Source organism: Streptosporangium sp. NPDC049644 (assembly GCF_040675205.1).
In the GTDB taxonomy this organism is placed as follows: domain Bacteria; phylum Actinomycetota; class Actinomycetes; order Streptosporangiales; family Streptosporangiaceae; genus Streptosporangium; species Streptosporangium fukuiense.
Map to the genome: position 1 here is coordinate 1 of NZ_JBFAOJ010000021.1, position 15,289 is coordinate 15,289.

10 protein-coding genes are annotated in these 15,289 nt (G+C 70.6%); 9 read left to right on the forward strand and 1 reads right to left on the reverse strand.

Annotated features, from left to right (window positions below):
* Nucleotides 1-58 precede the first annotated feature (58 nt).
* Complete coding sequence (gene lexA / locus AB0J58_RS14775) at nt 59-769, reverse strand: transcriptional repressor LexA (RefSeq protein WP_343972512.1); 711 nt, start codon at nt 767-769, stop codon at nt 59-61.
* A 655-nt stretch (nt 770-1,424) separates the two neighbouring features.
* On the opposite strand from lexA, the gene AB0J58_RS14780 reads away from it, so the two are divergent.
* From AB0J58_RS14780 to sthA, 9 genes are all read left to right on the forward strand, one after another.
* On the forward strand, nt 1,425-1,691 hold the full coding sequence (locus AB0J58_RS14780) for a LysM peptidoglycan-binding domain-containing protein (protein WP_364215155.1): 267 nt from the start codon (nt 1,425-1,427) through the stop codon (nt 1,689-1,691).
* Nucleotides 1,692-2,101: 410 nt separating this feature from the next.
* Complete coding sequence (nrdR, locus tag AB0J58_RS14785; RefSeq protein WP_343979261.1) at nt 2,102-2,563, forward strand: transcriptional regulator NrdR; 462 nt, start codon at nt 2,102-2,104, stop codon at nt 2,561-2,563.
* An 82-nt stretch (nt 2,564-2,645) separates the two neighbouring features.
* Nucleotides 2,646-5,468, forward strand: a complete 2,823-nt coding sequence (locus tag AB0J58_RS14790; RefSeq protein WP_364215158.1) for a vitamin B12-dependent ribonucleotide reductase — start codon at nt 2,646-2,648, stop codon at nt 5,466-5,468.
* 200 nt (nt 5,469-5,668) lie between these two features.
* Nucleotides 5,669-6,529, forward strand: a complete 861-nt coding sequence (locus AB0J58_RS14795) for an RNA polymerase sigma-70 factor (RefSeq protein ID WP_364215161.1) — start codon at nt 5,669-5,671, stop codon at nt 6,527-6,529.
* A 4-nt stretch (nt 6,530-6,533) separates the two neighbouring features.
* Nucleotides 6,534-7,307, forward strand: a complete 774-nt coding sequence (locus AB0J58_RS14800) for an SDR family oxidoreductase (protein WP_364215164.1) — start codon at nt 6,534-6,536, stop codon at nt 7,305-7,307.
* Nucleotides 7,308-8,374: 1,067 nt separating this feature from the next.
* Complete coding sequence (locus tag AB0J58_RS14805; RefSeq protein WP_364215167.1) at nt 8,375-11,914, forward strand: WD40 repeat domain-containing serine/threonine-protein kinase; 3,540 nt, start codon at nt 8,375-8,377, stop codon at nt 11,912-11,914.
* A gap of 37 nt (nt 11,915-11,951) precedes the next feature.
* Nucleotides 11,952-13,238, forward strand: a complete 1,287-nt coding sequence (locus AB0J58_RS14810; RefSeq protein ID WP_364215170.1) for a serine/threonine-protein kinase — start codon at nt 11,952-11,954, stop codon at nt 13,236-13,238.
* A gap of 56 nt (nt 13,239-13,294) precedes the next feature.
* Complete coding sequence (locus AB0J58_RS14815) at nt 13,295-13,540, forward strand: hypothetical protein (protein ID WP_364215173.1); 246 nt, start codon at nt 13,295-13,297, stop codon at nt 13,538-13,540.
* 343 nt (nt 13,541-13,883) lie between these two features.
* Nucleotides 13,884-15,287, forward strand: coding sequence for a Si-specific NAD(P)(+) transhydrogenase (gene sthA / locus AB0J58_RS14820; RefSeq protein ID WP_364215176.1), 1,404 nt, complete (start codon nt 13,884-13,886; stop codon nt 15,285-15,287).
* The last annotated feature ends 2 nt before the right edge of the window (nt 15,288-15,289 follow it).

Here is a 15,289-nt window from a genome sequence, read left to right on the forward strand (position 1 = left end):
GCACCCCGACGTCGGGGTGCCGGTCGCCCGGCGTGTCGTGCGTTCTTGGGTGCGTGCCTCAGAGCTTGCGGAGGACCGCCACGACCTTGCCGAGCACGGTGGCCTCGTCACCCGGGATCGGGTCGTAGTTGGGGTTGTGCGGGACCAGCCAGACATGGCCGTCCCTGCGCTTGAAGGTCTTGACCGTGGCCTCGCCGTCGATCATCGCCGCGACCACGTCGCCGTTGTCGGCCACCGGCTGCTGGCGTACGACCACCCAGTCGCCGTTGGCGATGGCGGCCTCGATCATCGAGTCTCCGGTCACCTGGAGGAGGAAGAGCGTGCCCTCGCCGACGAGCTGCTTGGGCAGGGCGAAGACGTCCTCGATGCTCTCCTCGGCGAGGATCGGACCACCGGCGGCGATCCGGCCGACAAGTGGCACGTAGGCGGCGGTCGGGCGGCTGACCGGGGTCTCGTCCTCGCCGGAGTCGGGGTCCACCCACAGCACGGGCTCGCCGGGCAGGCGCACCTCCAGAGCACGGGGGCGGTGCGGGTCACGCCGCAGGTAGCCCTTGCGCTGCAAAGCCGTCAACTGGTGCGACACGCTGGAGGTGCTGGTGAGCTGCACCGCCTCACCGATCTCCCGCATGGACGGCGGATAACCGCGCTGTTGCACGGAGTCGCGGATCACCTCAAGGATCTTCCGCTGCCTGGGGGTGAGGCCAAGGGAGTCACGCCTTCGCACCGCCAGGTCGCTGGCGGCCGAACCGTTCTCGTTGTGCTGGCTCATACGAACTCCTCGCCTCCCGGTCTGTATCTGATGTGTCGCACACAGCGACCATACAACGGCCGAAGATCATATTCAAACAATTGTTCGAATGTCCTCGATATCGGCGACGCCGTGGTGTACAACATCGTACGGGAGTTCGATCGACATCGTGTTCGATTCACCGATCTTTCTTCGACATGTGTTCGGCCAGGTCGAGGGGATGGGGGCCACCGTGAAACCGACCGCGACGACACCACGATCCATGACCGTGCCGAGATCCGGGACCGCGCGGCGATCGCCGGGGGCACCGCTGCTTCGCCTCGTGCCGCCACCGAGATCGGAGCCCGCTCCCGCGCCGGAATCCGGCAGGGGGGCCGGGGCGGGGCGGAGTCCGGAAGGCGGAAGGGGGCCGGGGCGGCCCGGACGCGAGCGGGCGGCCGGGCGGCCGCGGGAGCCGGAGGCCGGGTGCGAGCCGACGCCGAGACTCGGGCGTGAAGTGGGGCGGAGGCGCGGGCGGGGACCTCGGCAGGGGCCCCGTCAGGGGCTTGGCCGGGGGGTGCGGGGGCAGGCGCCCGGGACGGGAGTGGTTCGTGCGGGCGTCCGCCGCCCGGGTGTCGCCCGGCCCAGGACCGCCGGGCGGCCGCTCCGGCTCACCCGGCGTGGGAGGATCGTGGCGGTGACGGTGCTCGTGCTGTTCACCCTTGGGGCGCTCTGGCTCGGCGGGCGCATCGACACGGCCCTGGCGGGCGAGCGGACAGGTCATGAGGGCCTGCCCCGGGTCACGGTGCACGCGGGCGACACGCTGTGGGAGATCGCGGACGCACTGGCGCCGGAGGGTGAGGCCGGTCGGACGGTCCGCCGCATCATGGACCTCAACGGGCTGGCCGGCTCCGAGATTCGGCCCGGAACCCGGCTCTATCTCCCCGAGGGCCTCATCCGCTGAGAAGGGGCGTGCTCCGTGGGGCGCGTGGGATTGGCCGGCCGGGTTCGGGGAAGGCGTGGGCGAGCCGTACGGGAGGGTTCGACAGGGGTCCTGCCTGACATATCGTCTGGGGCGCGTGTGAGGGAAGGGGCGCGTGAGGTGGGAGGGCGTCGCCCGAGGGGCGACACGCCGAGACGTGATGGCTGATCAGCGACTTCGTGTGGCGAGGGCCTTTCAACTTGCGTTCATGGTCGCGCACTTCTACCGTTAGACCACAACATCTAGTGGCTGCACCGCAACACTTCACCACAGATTGTGTTTCCATTACCGCCTCTCGACTATTCGAGGGGCGTGCGCGAGCGTCTCGTCATGCGCGCCATGGGGCAGGTGAGGTGGGTGAGCCGCTCTCGCAGCTCAAGGAGGCGACGCGCGTGCACTGTCCGTTCTGTCGTCATCCGGACACGCGAGTCATCGACAGCAGGGCGACCGAGGACGGCGGCGCCATCCGCCGCAGGCGCACCTGTCCGGAGTGCGGGCGCAGGTTCACCACGCAGGAGACGGTCCTGCTCATGGTGAGCAAGCGCAGCGGCGTGACGGAGCCGTTCTTCAGGGACAAGGTGATCGCCGGGGTCCGGCGGGCCTGCCAGGGGCGACCCGTCGGAGAGGACTCCCTGGCGCAGTTGGGCCAGCGGGTCGAGGAGAGCATCCGGGCCACCGGATGCGCCGAGATCGCTGCCCACGAGGTCGGGCTGGCGATCCTGGGGCCACTTCGCGAACTGGACGAGGTGGCGTACCTGCGGTTCGCCTCCGTCTACCGGGGATTCGAGACCCTGGCCGACTTCGAGGCGGAGATCGAGCAGCTCCGGGCGGGGCGCTCCAGCGAGCAAGACTGAGAAAGACCCCGGGCGCCGGGGGTGAGCGGCGTGTTGGTGTGGTCCGATATGAGGGCTCGCGGAGCCCCAGGAGGGGGAAGTCATGACGGAGACCGCCGGCGCGGTGGCACGTGGGAGCAAGCGGCCGCGCAAGGGCCTGAGGATGAAGCGCATCTTCACCACCCCAGGCGTGCACCCCTATGACGAGCTGTCCTGGGAGCGCCGCGACGTCGTCATGACCAACTGGCGCGACGGCTCGGTCAACTTCGAGCAGCGTGGCGTCGAGTTCCCCGAGTCGTGGTCGATCAACGCCGCCAACATCGTGACCACCAAGTACTTCCGCGGCGCGGTCGGCACCCCGCAGCGGGAGTGGAGCCTCAAGCAGCTGATCGACCGGGTGGTGGGCGTCTACACCCGTACGGCGGTCGAGCACGGCTACTTCGCCGCCGAGGAGGACGTGGAGATCTTCGACCACGAGCTCAAGCACGCTCTGGTCAACCAGGTCTTCAGCTTCAACTCCCCCGTCTGGTTCAACGTCGGCACGGCGTCGCCGCAGCAGGTCAGCGCCTGCTTCATCCTGGCCGTCGACGACCAGATGGAGTCGATCCTCGACTGGTACAAGGAAGAGGGGGTGATCTTCAAGGGCGGTTCCGGCTCCGGCGTCAACCTCTCCAGGATCCGTTCCTCCAAGGAGCTTCTCTCCAGCGGCGGCACCGCCAGCGGCCCGGTCTCCTTCATGCGCGGGGCGGACGCCTCCGCGGGCACCATCAAGTCCGGCGGCGCCACCCGCCGTGCCGCCAAGATGGTGGTCCTCGACGTCGACCACCCCGACATCGAGGAGTTCGTCGAGACCAAGGCGCGCGAGGAGGACAAGATCCGCGCCCTCCGTGACGCCGGGTTCGACATGGACCTGGGCGGCAAGGACATCGTCTCCGTCCAGTACCAGAACGCCAACAACTCCGTGCGCGTCTCCGACGAGTTCATGCGCGCGGTGGAGAATGGCGAGGAGTTCGGCCTGCGTGCCCGGCTCACCGGTGAGGTCATCGAGAAGATCGACGCCAGGAGCCTGTTCCGCAAGATGGGCAAGGCCGCCTGGGAGTGCGCCGACCCCGGCGTCCAGTACGACGACACGATCAACGACTGGCACACCAGCCCCGAGACGGGCCGCATCACCGCCAGCAACCCCTGCTCGGAGTACCTGCACCTGGACAACTCCTCGTGCAACCTGGCGAGCATCAACCTGCTGAAGTTCCTGAAGGACGACGACACCTTCGACATCGCGAACTTCGTGAAGATCACCGAGCTGATCATCACCGCGATGGACGTCTCCATCACCTTCGCCGACTTCCCGACCGAGAAGATCGGCGAGACCACCCGCGCCTACCGCCAGCTCGGCATCGGCTACGCCAACCTCGGCGCGCTGCTCATGGCCACCGGCCACGCCTACGACTCCGAGGGCGGCCGCGCCCTGGCCGGAGCCATCACCTCGCTGATGACCGGCGCCTCCTACCGCCGCAGCGCGGAACTGGCCGCGGTCGTGGGCCCGTACGACGGCTACGCCCGCAACGCCGACGCGCACAAGCGGGTCATGCGCAAGCACAACGACGCCAACGAGGCCCTGCGCACGTTCGAGAAGATGGACGGCGACATCCACCACGAGGCCTCCAAGCAGTGGGCCGAGTGCCTCAGGCTCGGTGAGAAGAACGGCTACCGCAACGCCCAGGCCTCACTGCTCGCGCCCACCGGGACCATCGGCCTGATGATGGACTGCGACACCACCGGCATCGAGCCCGACCTCGCCCTGGTCAAGTTCAAGAAGCTCGTCGGCGGCGGTTCCATGCAGATCGTCAACCAGACGATCCCGCGCGCGCTCCGGCAGCTGGGCTACCAGGAGGAGCAGATCGAGGCGATCGTCGAGTTCATCGCCGAGCACGGCCACGTCGTCGACGCCCCCGGCCTGCGTCGCGAGCACTACGAGGTGTTCGACTGCGCCATGGGCGAGCGCGCGATCGCCCCCATGGGGCACGTCCGGATGATGGCCGCGGCCCAGCCGTTCCTGTCCGGCGCCATCTCCAAGACCGTCAACCTCCCCGAGTCCGCCACCGTCGAGGACATCGAGCAGGTCTACATGGAGGGCTGGAAGCTCGGCCTGAAGGCCCTCGCGGTCTATCGCGACAACTGCAAGGTCGGCCAGCCCCTCTCGGCCGCCGGCAGGAAGACCGAGGCGAAGGAGGCCGTCGCCGAGCCGGAGATCCAGGTCGTGGAGATCAGCCGCCCGACCCGTCGCCGGATGCCGAACCAGCGTCCCAGCACCACCACCCGCTTCACCGTGGGCGGTGCCAAGGGCTACATGACCGCCTCCTCCTACCCCGACGACGGCCTCGGCGAGGTCTTCCTGAAGATGTCCAAGCAGGGCTCGACCCTCGCGGGCGTCATGGACGCCTTCTCGGTGGCCATCTCCATCGGCCTGCAGTACGGGGTGCCGCTGGAGACCTACGTCGGCAAGTTCGTCAACATGCGCTTCGACCCGGCCGGCATGACCGACGACCCGGACATCCGGATGGCGGCCTCGGTGATGGACTACATCTTCCGCCGCCTGGCCCTGGACCACCTGCCCTACGAGGACCGTGCCGCCCTCGGCATCTTCTCCGCCTCCGAGCGCGCCGCCCAGCAGCGTGGTGAGGACCCGGCCCCGATCCACGCCGACGAGGTCATCGCCGAGCTCGCCACCTCGGCCCCCATCGAGGAGCTTCAGACCCGAGCCGAAGCGGTGCCGGTGGAGACCCCCCGGGTGGCCGGCTCCCTGGAGTCCCACCAGGGCCGCACCGCCGACGCGCCGCTCTGCATGACCTGCGGTACCAAGATGCGCCCGGCGGGCAGCTGCTACGTCTGCGAGGGCTGCGGCTCCACCAGCGGCTGCAGCTGATTCCAGCGCCATCCAACGTGAGATGGCGGATCGACGCGGGGAGTCGACGATGACAGGTCGGCTCCCCGCATCGTCGGGGACGGCTGGGCCGGCCACCGGTGGGCATGGCCGCCGCGTCCTCCCGCCGCCGTCTGCGACCGCGCGCGAGGTCGTGCGAGGGCGGCGGCGGGGATCTCCGATCCGTCTGGCACCCTGGTCGGGTGATCGAGGAGTTCGAGGCGGAGCGGCCGAGGATGTTCGGCCTGGCCTACCGGATGCTCGGCTCGGCGGCCGAGGCCGAGGACGTCGTCCAGGATGCCTACCTGCGCTGGAGCGGCGCCGAGCGTGAGCACATCGGCTCCCCGGGAGCCTGGCTGGCCAAGGTGGTCACCAACCTCTGCCTCAACCGGCTGACCGCCGCCCGCGCCACCCGCGAGCGCTACGTCGGCTTCTGGCTCCCCGAGCCCGCGCCGACCGGCGCGCTCGGTCCGATGGAGACCGCCGAGCAACGCGACGCGGTGTCCATCGCCCTCATGCTCCTGCTGGAGCGGCTCACCCCGGCCGAGCGGGCCGTCTTCGTGCTGCGGGAGGCGTTCTCCTACGGCTACCGCGAGATCGCCGAGGTGCTCGATCTGTCCGAGGCCAACTGCCGCCAGTTGTACGGCAGGGCCCGGCGCGGGGTCGGTGAGCGCCCGAGGTTCGACGCCCCGGGTGAGCAGCGGCGCAGGATCGTGGAACGGTTCCTGGCGGCCGCCACGAGCGGCGACCTGGCGGGGCTGGAGCGGCTGCTCGCCGACGACGTGGTCGTCTGGGCCGACGGTGGCGGCAAGGTGCGCGCCGCGCTGCGGCCGATCACCGGCAGGGATAAGGTCGTCCGCTACCTCGCCGGGATCGCCGGCAGGTACGGGCGGGCGGAGTTCGCCCACGCCGATGTCAACGGTCAGGACGCGGTCCTCTTCCGGTACGGGGGAGAGGTCATCGCGATCTTCGTGATCGAGGTCTCCGCCGAGACCGTCGTCGGCCTGCGTGTCGTGCTCAATCCGGAAAAGCTGTCACATTTGAAAGAGGTCGCCGGTTCGTAGGGGTATGACAGAAAACATTCTGATAACCGGTGGTACGGGAGTCCTTGGCCGCCATGTTGTGGACCGCCTCGCCAGGACCGGTCGTCCGGCCCGGGTGCTGAGCCGTACGCGCGGGCCCCACGTCGGAGACCTGAGGACGGGGGCGGGACTCGGCCCCGCCCTCGACGGGGTCGATACGGTCATCCACCTCGCGAGCGACCCGCGCGACTCCTCGGCGGACGTCGAGGCCGCCCGGCGGCTGATCGCCGTAACGCCTCCCGAGGCCCATCTGGTCTACATCTCCATCGTCGGCGTCGACCGGCACCCGTACACGTACTACCGGCACAAGCACGAGGTCGAGAAGCTGATCGAGGACTCGGGACTGCCGTACACCATCCTGCGCACGACACAGTTCCACAATCTGGTGGTGCTCAAGCTGGTGAAACTGGCGAAGTCGAAGGTCATGCCGGTCCCGGCCGGGACGGACGTCCAGCCGGTGGAGGTCACCGAGGTCGCCGAGCGGATGGTGGAGCTGGCGCTGGGCGCACCCGCCGGACGGGTGCCCGACATGGGCGGCCCGGAGATCGTGAGCGCGGCCGAAGCGGCGCGGACCTATCTGCGGGTCACCGGCAGGCGCGGGCTCGTCATGCCGCTGCCCGTACCCGGCAGGGTCGCCGCCGCCTTCCGGCGCGGAGTGCACCTCGCACCCGACCACCCCGACGGACGCGGGACCTTCGCGGACTTCGTCTCCGCGGCCGCCGGCCGGAGCGGGTACGAGGCGGGATCGGAGGGACGATGAACGAGACGGCCTCCACCGTGCGCGTGCCGTTTCGCACCCGGAAGGCACCGGGCGGCGAATAGGCCGACGGCCGGACCGTGCACGGAAAGGAGCCGGAAACGGAGAAAGACCCGCCCGGGCGGGTCTTTCGCGATGGTGGTCAGGCGGCGGAGGTGGGGCCGCTCGTCTGTGGAAAGCGCAGAACGTTGCGGCCCGTGTAGGCGCTGAGATCAACCACCTTGGCGTCGCCGGTCACTCCACGGCGTGTCGCGGAACGAATATCCCTGATCTTGAGCCGTGCGACATATGGTGGCACGACCACAAGTCTCTTCATTGAGCCCCCCGGCGTGATGGTTCCGTTATATGAAATATCTACAGATCGCCGCATAAGACTGCCGTAAAGACCAGGTCAATAGGGGAGTGGGCGACCCGAGGGAGACCTCAGATCCAGACCGGAGGCGCGGGCGGGGCGATGTGCGCGCCGCCGCCGGATGATCCTGACGCGTCGAATGATCTTCCTCCCCTCCTCGGGCTCGCCATGCTATGCGTCGCCTGACACCGGCGTGCCCGAGGCTGGTGGGCCCGGCACGCGCGAAAGTCCGTGCGAGCCAACCTAGTCCGCTCCCGCCCTCTGGATCAACCGGTTTGGCTACGGAGGGACTCTGGGCGCGTGCGTACCGTGACGGTCGCCTGAGGTTGGACGCTGATCGCCGGGATCGTCACGACCCGTGCCGCCGGGATCTCCGGCCGGCCGTGGCGGCCAGCTCCCGGCCGCCACGGCACGACGTGTTTTTCGCGGCGGACGCGCGCCGAACGCGGCACGTCCGGTGCGGGCCCGGCTAATCTGGCGACCGGCCGGCCTGTGACGTCTCCGATCTCCGAACGGTCCTCCCCGGCCGGCCGGAGGCAGGCATCCTGGTCGGTGTTCCCGGCCTCGTCGAGGCCGCCCAGCGGACCACGGGCCACGCCGGCCGCGAGAGTTTCGTCACCGTGCACGCAAGGAGGGCGAGACGTGTTCGGAATGTTCGGCACTCCGCGAACTTCGCCGTCCTCGGGGGCGTCCAATCTGCCGTTGAACGGAGTGTGAGTTGAGCGCGACACTTATCGACGGTGATCCGCAGCGGTTGGGCGGTTACTGGCTGGCCGGGCGGTTGGGTGCGGGTGGTCAGGGTGTGGTCTACGAGGCGTACGACGCCGTGGGCAGGCGTGTGGCGGTGAAGGTGCTGCACGGTGACGCCGGGAGTGATCCGGAGTTGCGTGAGCGGTTCGGTCGTGAGGCCGCCGCGGCTCGGCGGGTGGCCTCGTTCTGCACGGCGGGGGTGCTGGACGCGGATCTGGACGGACCCAGGCCGTACATCGTCAGCGAGTACGTCGAGGGCCCCAGCCTGCGCAGGGCCGTCGCCGAGGGGCGCCGCTTCACCGGAGGAGACCTGCACCGTCTCGCCACGGCGATCGCCACCGCGCTGACCGCCGTCCACGAGGCCGGGGTCATCCACCGCGACCTCAAGCCCGACAACGTGCTGCTGGGTCCCGACGGTCCCCGCGTGATCGACTTCGGCGTCGCCCGCACCGAGGACATGTCACTGACCGCGACCGGCATGGTGGCGGGCACCCCGACCTACATGGCCCCCGAGATCTTCATGGGCCAGCGCGCGAGCGCCGCCGTCGACGTCTTCGCCTGGGGCGGGATCATGGTCTTCGCCGCGACGGGTGCCGACCCGTTCCGGGCGGAGAGCCTGGGCGGGATCATGCACCGCGTGCTGTCGGTACAGCCCCAGCTGGACATGCTCCCCGAGCACCTGCGGCCGTTCGTCGCCGCCTCCCTCGCCAAGGACCCCGCCGCGCGGCCCACCGCGAGGGACCTGCTGCTCGCCCTGGTCAGCGGGGACGGCGCCATCGACACACCGAGGCTGCTGGCGGCGGGCAGCGACGCCGGGGCCCAAATCCGCGCGGCCTCCGCCGACCCCGCGCTAGGCACCCTCGCCGAGGACGCCTACGTCGCGCTCGGCCCGGCCGAGCGCGAGCTCGCCCCCGAGATCTTCCTGCGACTGGTCACCGTGACCGACGACGACCAGTTGGTCGTACGGCAGGCGCGGTGGGCCGAGCTCCTCGACGGGCGCGAGGAGGGCGAGGTGGCCGCGGTCCGGCGCCTGGTGGAGGTGTTCTCGTACCTGGTCGCCCACGACGACCAGGAGGTCTGGCTGTCGCGGCCCGCGCTGCCGCAGGCCTGGCCGAGGTTGCGCATGTGGGTCCAGGCCAACCGGGACGGTCTTGCCGTACACCGCGGCATCCTGACCGCGGCGCGGCGCTGGCAGGCCCAGGGGCACCGGGACGGCGACCTGTTCCAGGGCAGCAGCCTGGAGAACGCCATGCGCTGGGCGGCCACCGGACGCCGCAACATCACGCTCAGCCCGGTCGAGCGGGACTTCCTGGAGGCGGGTGCCGCCCTCACCCGGCGCCGCGCCCGTCGGAGCCGGGTGCTGTCCGGCACGCTGGCCGTGCTGCTGACGGCCGCGCTGGTCGCCGGGGTGCTCGCCGTGCAGCAGAGCAGGGTGGCCGACGCGCGCAGCGCCGTCATCGCCTCCCAGCGTGACCAGGCGACGGCCGCCCGGCTCGCCGCGACGGCCGACGCGCTGCGGATCGCCGAGCCGGTCAGGGCCATGCTGCTCAGCGTGGCCGCCTGGAAGCTGGCGCCGGTGCCCGAGGCCAGGGCGAGCCTGACCGGTTCGCTGACCCAGCGCGAGACGGCGACCTTCCACGACCCGGCCGCGGGAATACACACCCTCAGGGCGCTGAGCGCCGACGGGCGCACGCTCGTCAGCGCGAGCGACGGCGAGGCACGACTCTGGGACGTGCGGACCGGCAGGCGCATCGGTGGTCTCACCGGGATCGGTGACGACCTGCGCGTGATCGCGCTGAGCCCGAGCGGCAGGCTGCTCGCCGTGATCAGCGGCCTGAAGCTGAAGATCTGGGATGTGGCGACCGGCAAGCCGACCGGCGCGGTCCTCGCCGTCCAGGGGCGCGACGCGGGGGGCGACACCGGGGCGTTCTTCGGCCGGTCCGACGACTGGCTCATCGTGACCCAGGGGGAGGGACTCACGGTCTGGAACCACCTGGACGGCAGGAAGCTGTACCCGCCCGCCGCGGGCGTCGACTTCGACATCACCGCGGACGGGCGTGGGATCGCCGTCGGCGGGCTGGACGGGGAGCCGGCGGCCTTCACGCTGGACGACCTGCGCAAGATCCCGCTGGGCACCCGCTGTAACGGGTGCGGGCCGCGGGTGGCCTACAGCCCGGACGGCGGGACCGTCGCGGTCTCCCGGGGCAGGAAGCTCGAACTGCGCGACGCGTCCACCGGGGCCGATCTGGACCGCTTCTTCGAGGGGAGCGCCGGGGGAGATCTGGTCTTCAGCCCCGACGGGCGCTTCCTGGCCGCGGTGACCGACACGACCCTGCGGGTCTGGCGGGTAGGGGACGGCAGGCTCCTGCTCACCCAGAAGCTCGACGGGTTCATGCCCATCGTGGCCTTCGACCCGGACGGGCGGGAGTTGCGCTACCTCACCGAGGACTCGGTGACGACCCTCGACGTCGGCGCGCTGACCAGGCCCACCCCGCTGAAGGGGCCCGGGACCAACTGGGCGGCGCTCAGCCCCGACGGCCGGTTGCTCGCGTCCAGAGACGAGGGGGCAAGTGAGATCGTCATCCGCGACGTGCGCCGGCGCACCCGGACCGGCACGCTGAACGTCGGGCCCGAAGGCGCCGACGGCGCCTTCGCGATGGACTTCAGCGCGGACGGCGGACGGTTGGTGGCCAACACCGGTGGTGACAGTTCCCGGCTGACCGTATGGGACGTCGCCACCGCCAAGCGGATCGCCGCCGTCGAGACGACCCGAGCGGGACAGGTGTTCGCCCTGGCGATCAGCGCGGACGGCACCGCGGTGGCCTCCTACACCCTCTACTTCGATTCGACGGGCGCCTCGGACGGGGAGATCACCCTGTGGGACGTGCCCAGCGGCCGGCTCCGCTGGTCAAGACCCCAGCAACTGGTCGATGGGCTGGTCTTCACCCCCGACGGCAGGACGCTGGCGGTCGCGGGGGGAGAGCACCGGCTGCTGGACGCCTCGACGGGCGAGCCGTTCGGCGAGACGTACGGCGCGCCCACCGTCACCATCCCGACCACCGCGCTGGCCTTCGACAAGGACGGCGCCCGCTTCGCCGCGGTCGACAACGTCGGGCGGATCTCGGTGTTCGAGACCCGGAGCAGGAAGCGGGTGGGAAACCTGATCAGGAGTGAACCGGCCCCGAAGGCGATCCTGGCCTTCTCGCCTCGCGGAGACGTCGTCGCCGGCGCGGTGAACGACCGTTCGGTGGGGCTGTGGGACGTGGCGACCGGACGCCGTCTCGGCCCGCCGATCGCCGCGCAGAGCGGTGAGTTCCGGTCCCTGGCGTTCAGCCCCGACGGGGCCCGGCTGGTCGTCGTCGACTCGGCCGGCACCCTGGACGAGTATCCGGTCGAGCCGACGGCGGTGGCACGGGCGGTCTGCGAGCGCGCGGGCCGCACCCTCTCGCGCGAGGAGTGGCGCACCTATCTCGGTGACCTGCCCTATCGCAACGTCTGCCCCGGTTAGCAGAAACTTTTCATCCGAGGATCGCATCAAACACCCCATGAGAGTGGCGCGGGAACTGATCGTGGGTGATCCGCAGCGGTTGGGCGGTTACTGGCTGGCCGGGCGGTTGGGTGCGGGTGGTCAGGGTGTGGTCTACGAGGCGTACGACGCCGTGGGCAGGCGTGTGGCGGTGAAGGTGCTGCACGGTGACGCCGGGAGTGATCCGGAGTTGCGTGAGCGGTTCGGTCGTGAGGCCGCCGCGGTTCGGCGGGTGGCCTCGTTCTGCACGGCGGGGGTGCTGGACGCGGATCTGGACGGGCCCAGGCCGTACATCGTCAGCGAGTACGTCGAGGGCCCCAGCCTGCGCGGGGCCGGACAGATCTTCGGCGGTGACGACCTGCACGCCCTCGCGACGGCGATCGCCGTCGCGCTGACCGCCCTCCACGACGCCGGGGTCGTCCACCGCGGCCTCACCCCCGACAAGGTGTTCCTCGGCAGGGACGGGCCCGGGGTCCTCGGATTCGGGCTGAGCCCCGGCCTGGGAACCGCGCTGACCGCCACCGGGCTCAGGCCGCGCGCGCCGTCGTACACGGCGCCCGAGGTGTTCACCGGCGGCGAGGCGGGTACCGCCGCCGACGTGTTCGCCTGGGGCGGGATCGTGCTGTACGCCGCGAGCGGCGAGGATCCGTTCGCGGCGGGCAGCCTGGGCGCGGTGATGCACCGGATCCTCTCGCTCGACCCCGACCTGAGCCCGCTGCCCCGCCCGCTGCGGCCCCTGGCCGCTGCCGCGCTCGCCAAGGATCCCCGTGCCAGACCCGCCGCCCGCGACCTGCTGATCGCCCTGATCGCCGCCGGCCAGGCCGCCGGCCCGGCCGTTCCCCGGACGGAAGCGCCGGGGCCCGAGACGGTCCCGCTGCTGCGGGCCGGTGCCGAGGTGGCGGCCAGGGTCCGCACGGCCTGTGACGATCCGGGGCTGGGCGCGCTTGCCGAGTCGGCGTTCGCCGCGCTGGACCCGGCGGACCGGGAGCGCGTGCCGGCGGTGTTCCTGAGGCTCGTCGCCATCGACGCCGACGGGCAGGTGGTCGCCCGCGAGGCCGGAATCCCCGCCGGGTCCGAGGGCGTCCTGCACGGCTTCACGGGGCTGGTCGAGCACCGGGGAGACAGGGCGTACCTGGTCCACCAGGCGCTGCCCTACGCCTGGCCCCGCCTGAAGGAGTGGATCGACGCCAACCGCGCCCGTCTCGTGGCGCGCGAGAGGTCCGCCCGGCTGCTTCCCCTGCTGCTGGCCGTCTCGGCGGTGTTCGCGCTGGTCGCGGCGGCGATCGCGGCGGGAAGGATTGTCTGACTCGTGGATACCTGGGTAGGACTGCACCGGAAAGCCACGATTTTTCGGGGGGAAACATGGCGACCTGTGAAACCTGCGGGAACGACTACGACATGAGTTTCGAGGTGCACACCCGGGGCGGGGTGCACGTCTTCGACAGCTTCGAGTGCGCGATCCAGCGGATGGCGCCGATCTGCGAGCACTGCGGGGTCCGCATCGTCGGGCACGGCGTCGAGGCCGATCGGCGCTGGTTCTGCTGCGCCAACTGCGCACGCCAGGAAGGGGCGACCGCGATCGTGGACCATGTGGGGGCGGCGGTGTAGGGCGGTAACGGCACGGGGCGGCGGCGTGCGGCCGCCGCCAGGGGAGATGCTTGTCTGAGACACGGTGACGGGGCGAGGTGCCGGTGCGCCGGGGCCGGCGGAGACGGCGGCTCGCGGCGGTGCCGACCAGGCCGCCGCCGATCAGGCCACCACGGTCCGGACCGCTCGTCATGTCCAGCGAGGTGCTGCCGGGGTACCCGGCGGGTGAATCGCCTCCCCGCCACGGTGCCGGTGCTCGAAGCGGTCGGGGATGCCTTTCCCGGCCGAGGGAGGCGAGAAGCCCCCGGTGAGCGCGGGATCACAAGTCTGGCTGAGATCGCCCGGTGCGTTCACACTGAGCCCTATGTGGGATTTTGATGTCATCGTTCTTGGTTCCGGGCCGGGTGGGCAGAAGGCCGCGATCGCCGCCGCGAAACTCGAACGGCGCGTCGCGCTCGTCGAGCGGCGCAACATGCTCGGCGGAGTGTGCATCAACACCGGCACCATCCCCTCCAAGACGCTGCGTGAGGCCGTCCTGCACCTGACCGGCCTCAACCAGCGCGGCATGTACGGCCAGAGCTACCGGGTGAAGGACGAGATCACCGCAGCCGACCTGGGCATCCGCACCCAGCACGTGATCGGCCGGGAGATCGACGTGATCCGCAGCCAGCTGTCGCGCAACCACGTGGCGATGCTCAGCGGGATGGGCCACTTCGTCGACCCGCACACGGTCGGCGTCGTCGACGAGCACGGCCAGGAGACCAAGGTCACCGCTGACAGGATCATTATCGCCACGGGCACCCGGCCGGCCCGCCCCGACACCGTGGAGTTCGACGACCACACCATCATCGACTCGGACGGCATCCTGAAGCTGCAGGACATCCCCGACTCCATGGTGGTCGTCGGGGCCGGGGTGATCGGCATCGAGTACGCCTCGATGTTCGCCGCGCTGGGTACCAAGGTGACGGTGGTGGAGCGCCGCGACCGGATGCTCGACTTCTGTGACCTGGAGATCGTCGAGGCGCTCAAGTACCACCTGCGCGACCTGGCGGTGACCTTCCGCTTCGGCGAGACCGTCGCCGCCGTGGAGCGCCGCTCCCGGGGGGCGCTGACCGTGCTGGAGAGCGGCAAGAGGATCCCCGCCGAGACGGTGATGTACTCGGCCGGCCGCCACGGCATGACCGACGAGCTCGCGCTGGAGAACGCGGAGCTGGCCGCCGACGCCCGGGGCCGGATCCAGGTCGACGAGCACTACCGCACCACCGCGCCGCACATCTACGCCGTCGGCGACGTCATCGGCTTCCCCTCCCTGGCCGCCACCTCCATGGAGCAGGGCCGCATCGCCGCCCACCACGCCTGCGGGGAACCGCTGCGCGGTATCCACCACCTGCAGCCGATCGGCATCTACACCATCCCCGAGATCAGCTTCATCGGCCGCACCGAGGACGAGCTGACCGCCTCCCACGTCCCCTTCGAGGTCGGCGTCTCCCGCTACCGGGAGCTGGCCAGGGGCCAGATCATCGGTGACACCTACGGCATGCTCAAGCTCCTGGTCTCCCCGGAGAGCCGCGCCCTGCTCGGCGTGCACGTCTTCGGCACCGGCGCCACCGAACTGCTCCACATCGGCCAGGCGGTCATGGGCTGCGGCGGCACCATCGACTACCTGGTCGACGCCGTCTTCAACTACCCCACCCTGGCCGAGTCCTACAAGGTCGCCGCCCTGGACGCGGTGAACAAACTCCGCCGGGTGGCCCGCTTCGAGCTCTGAGC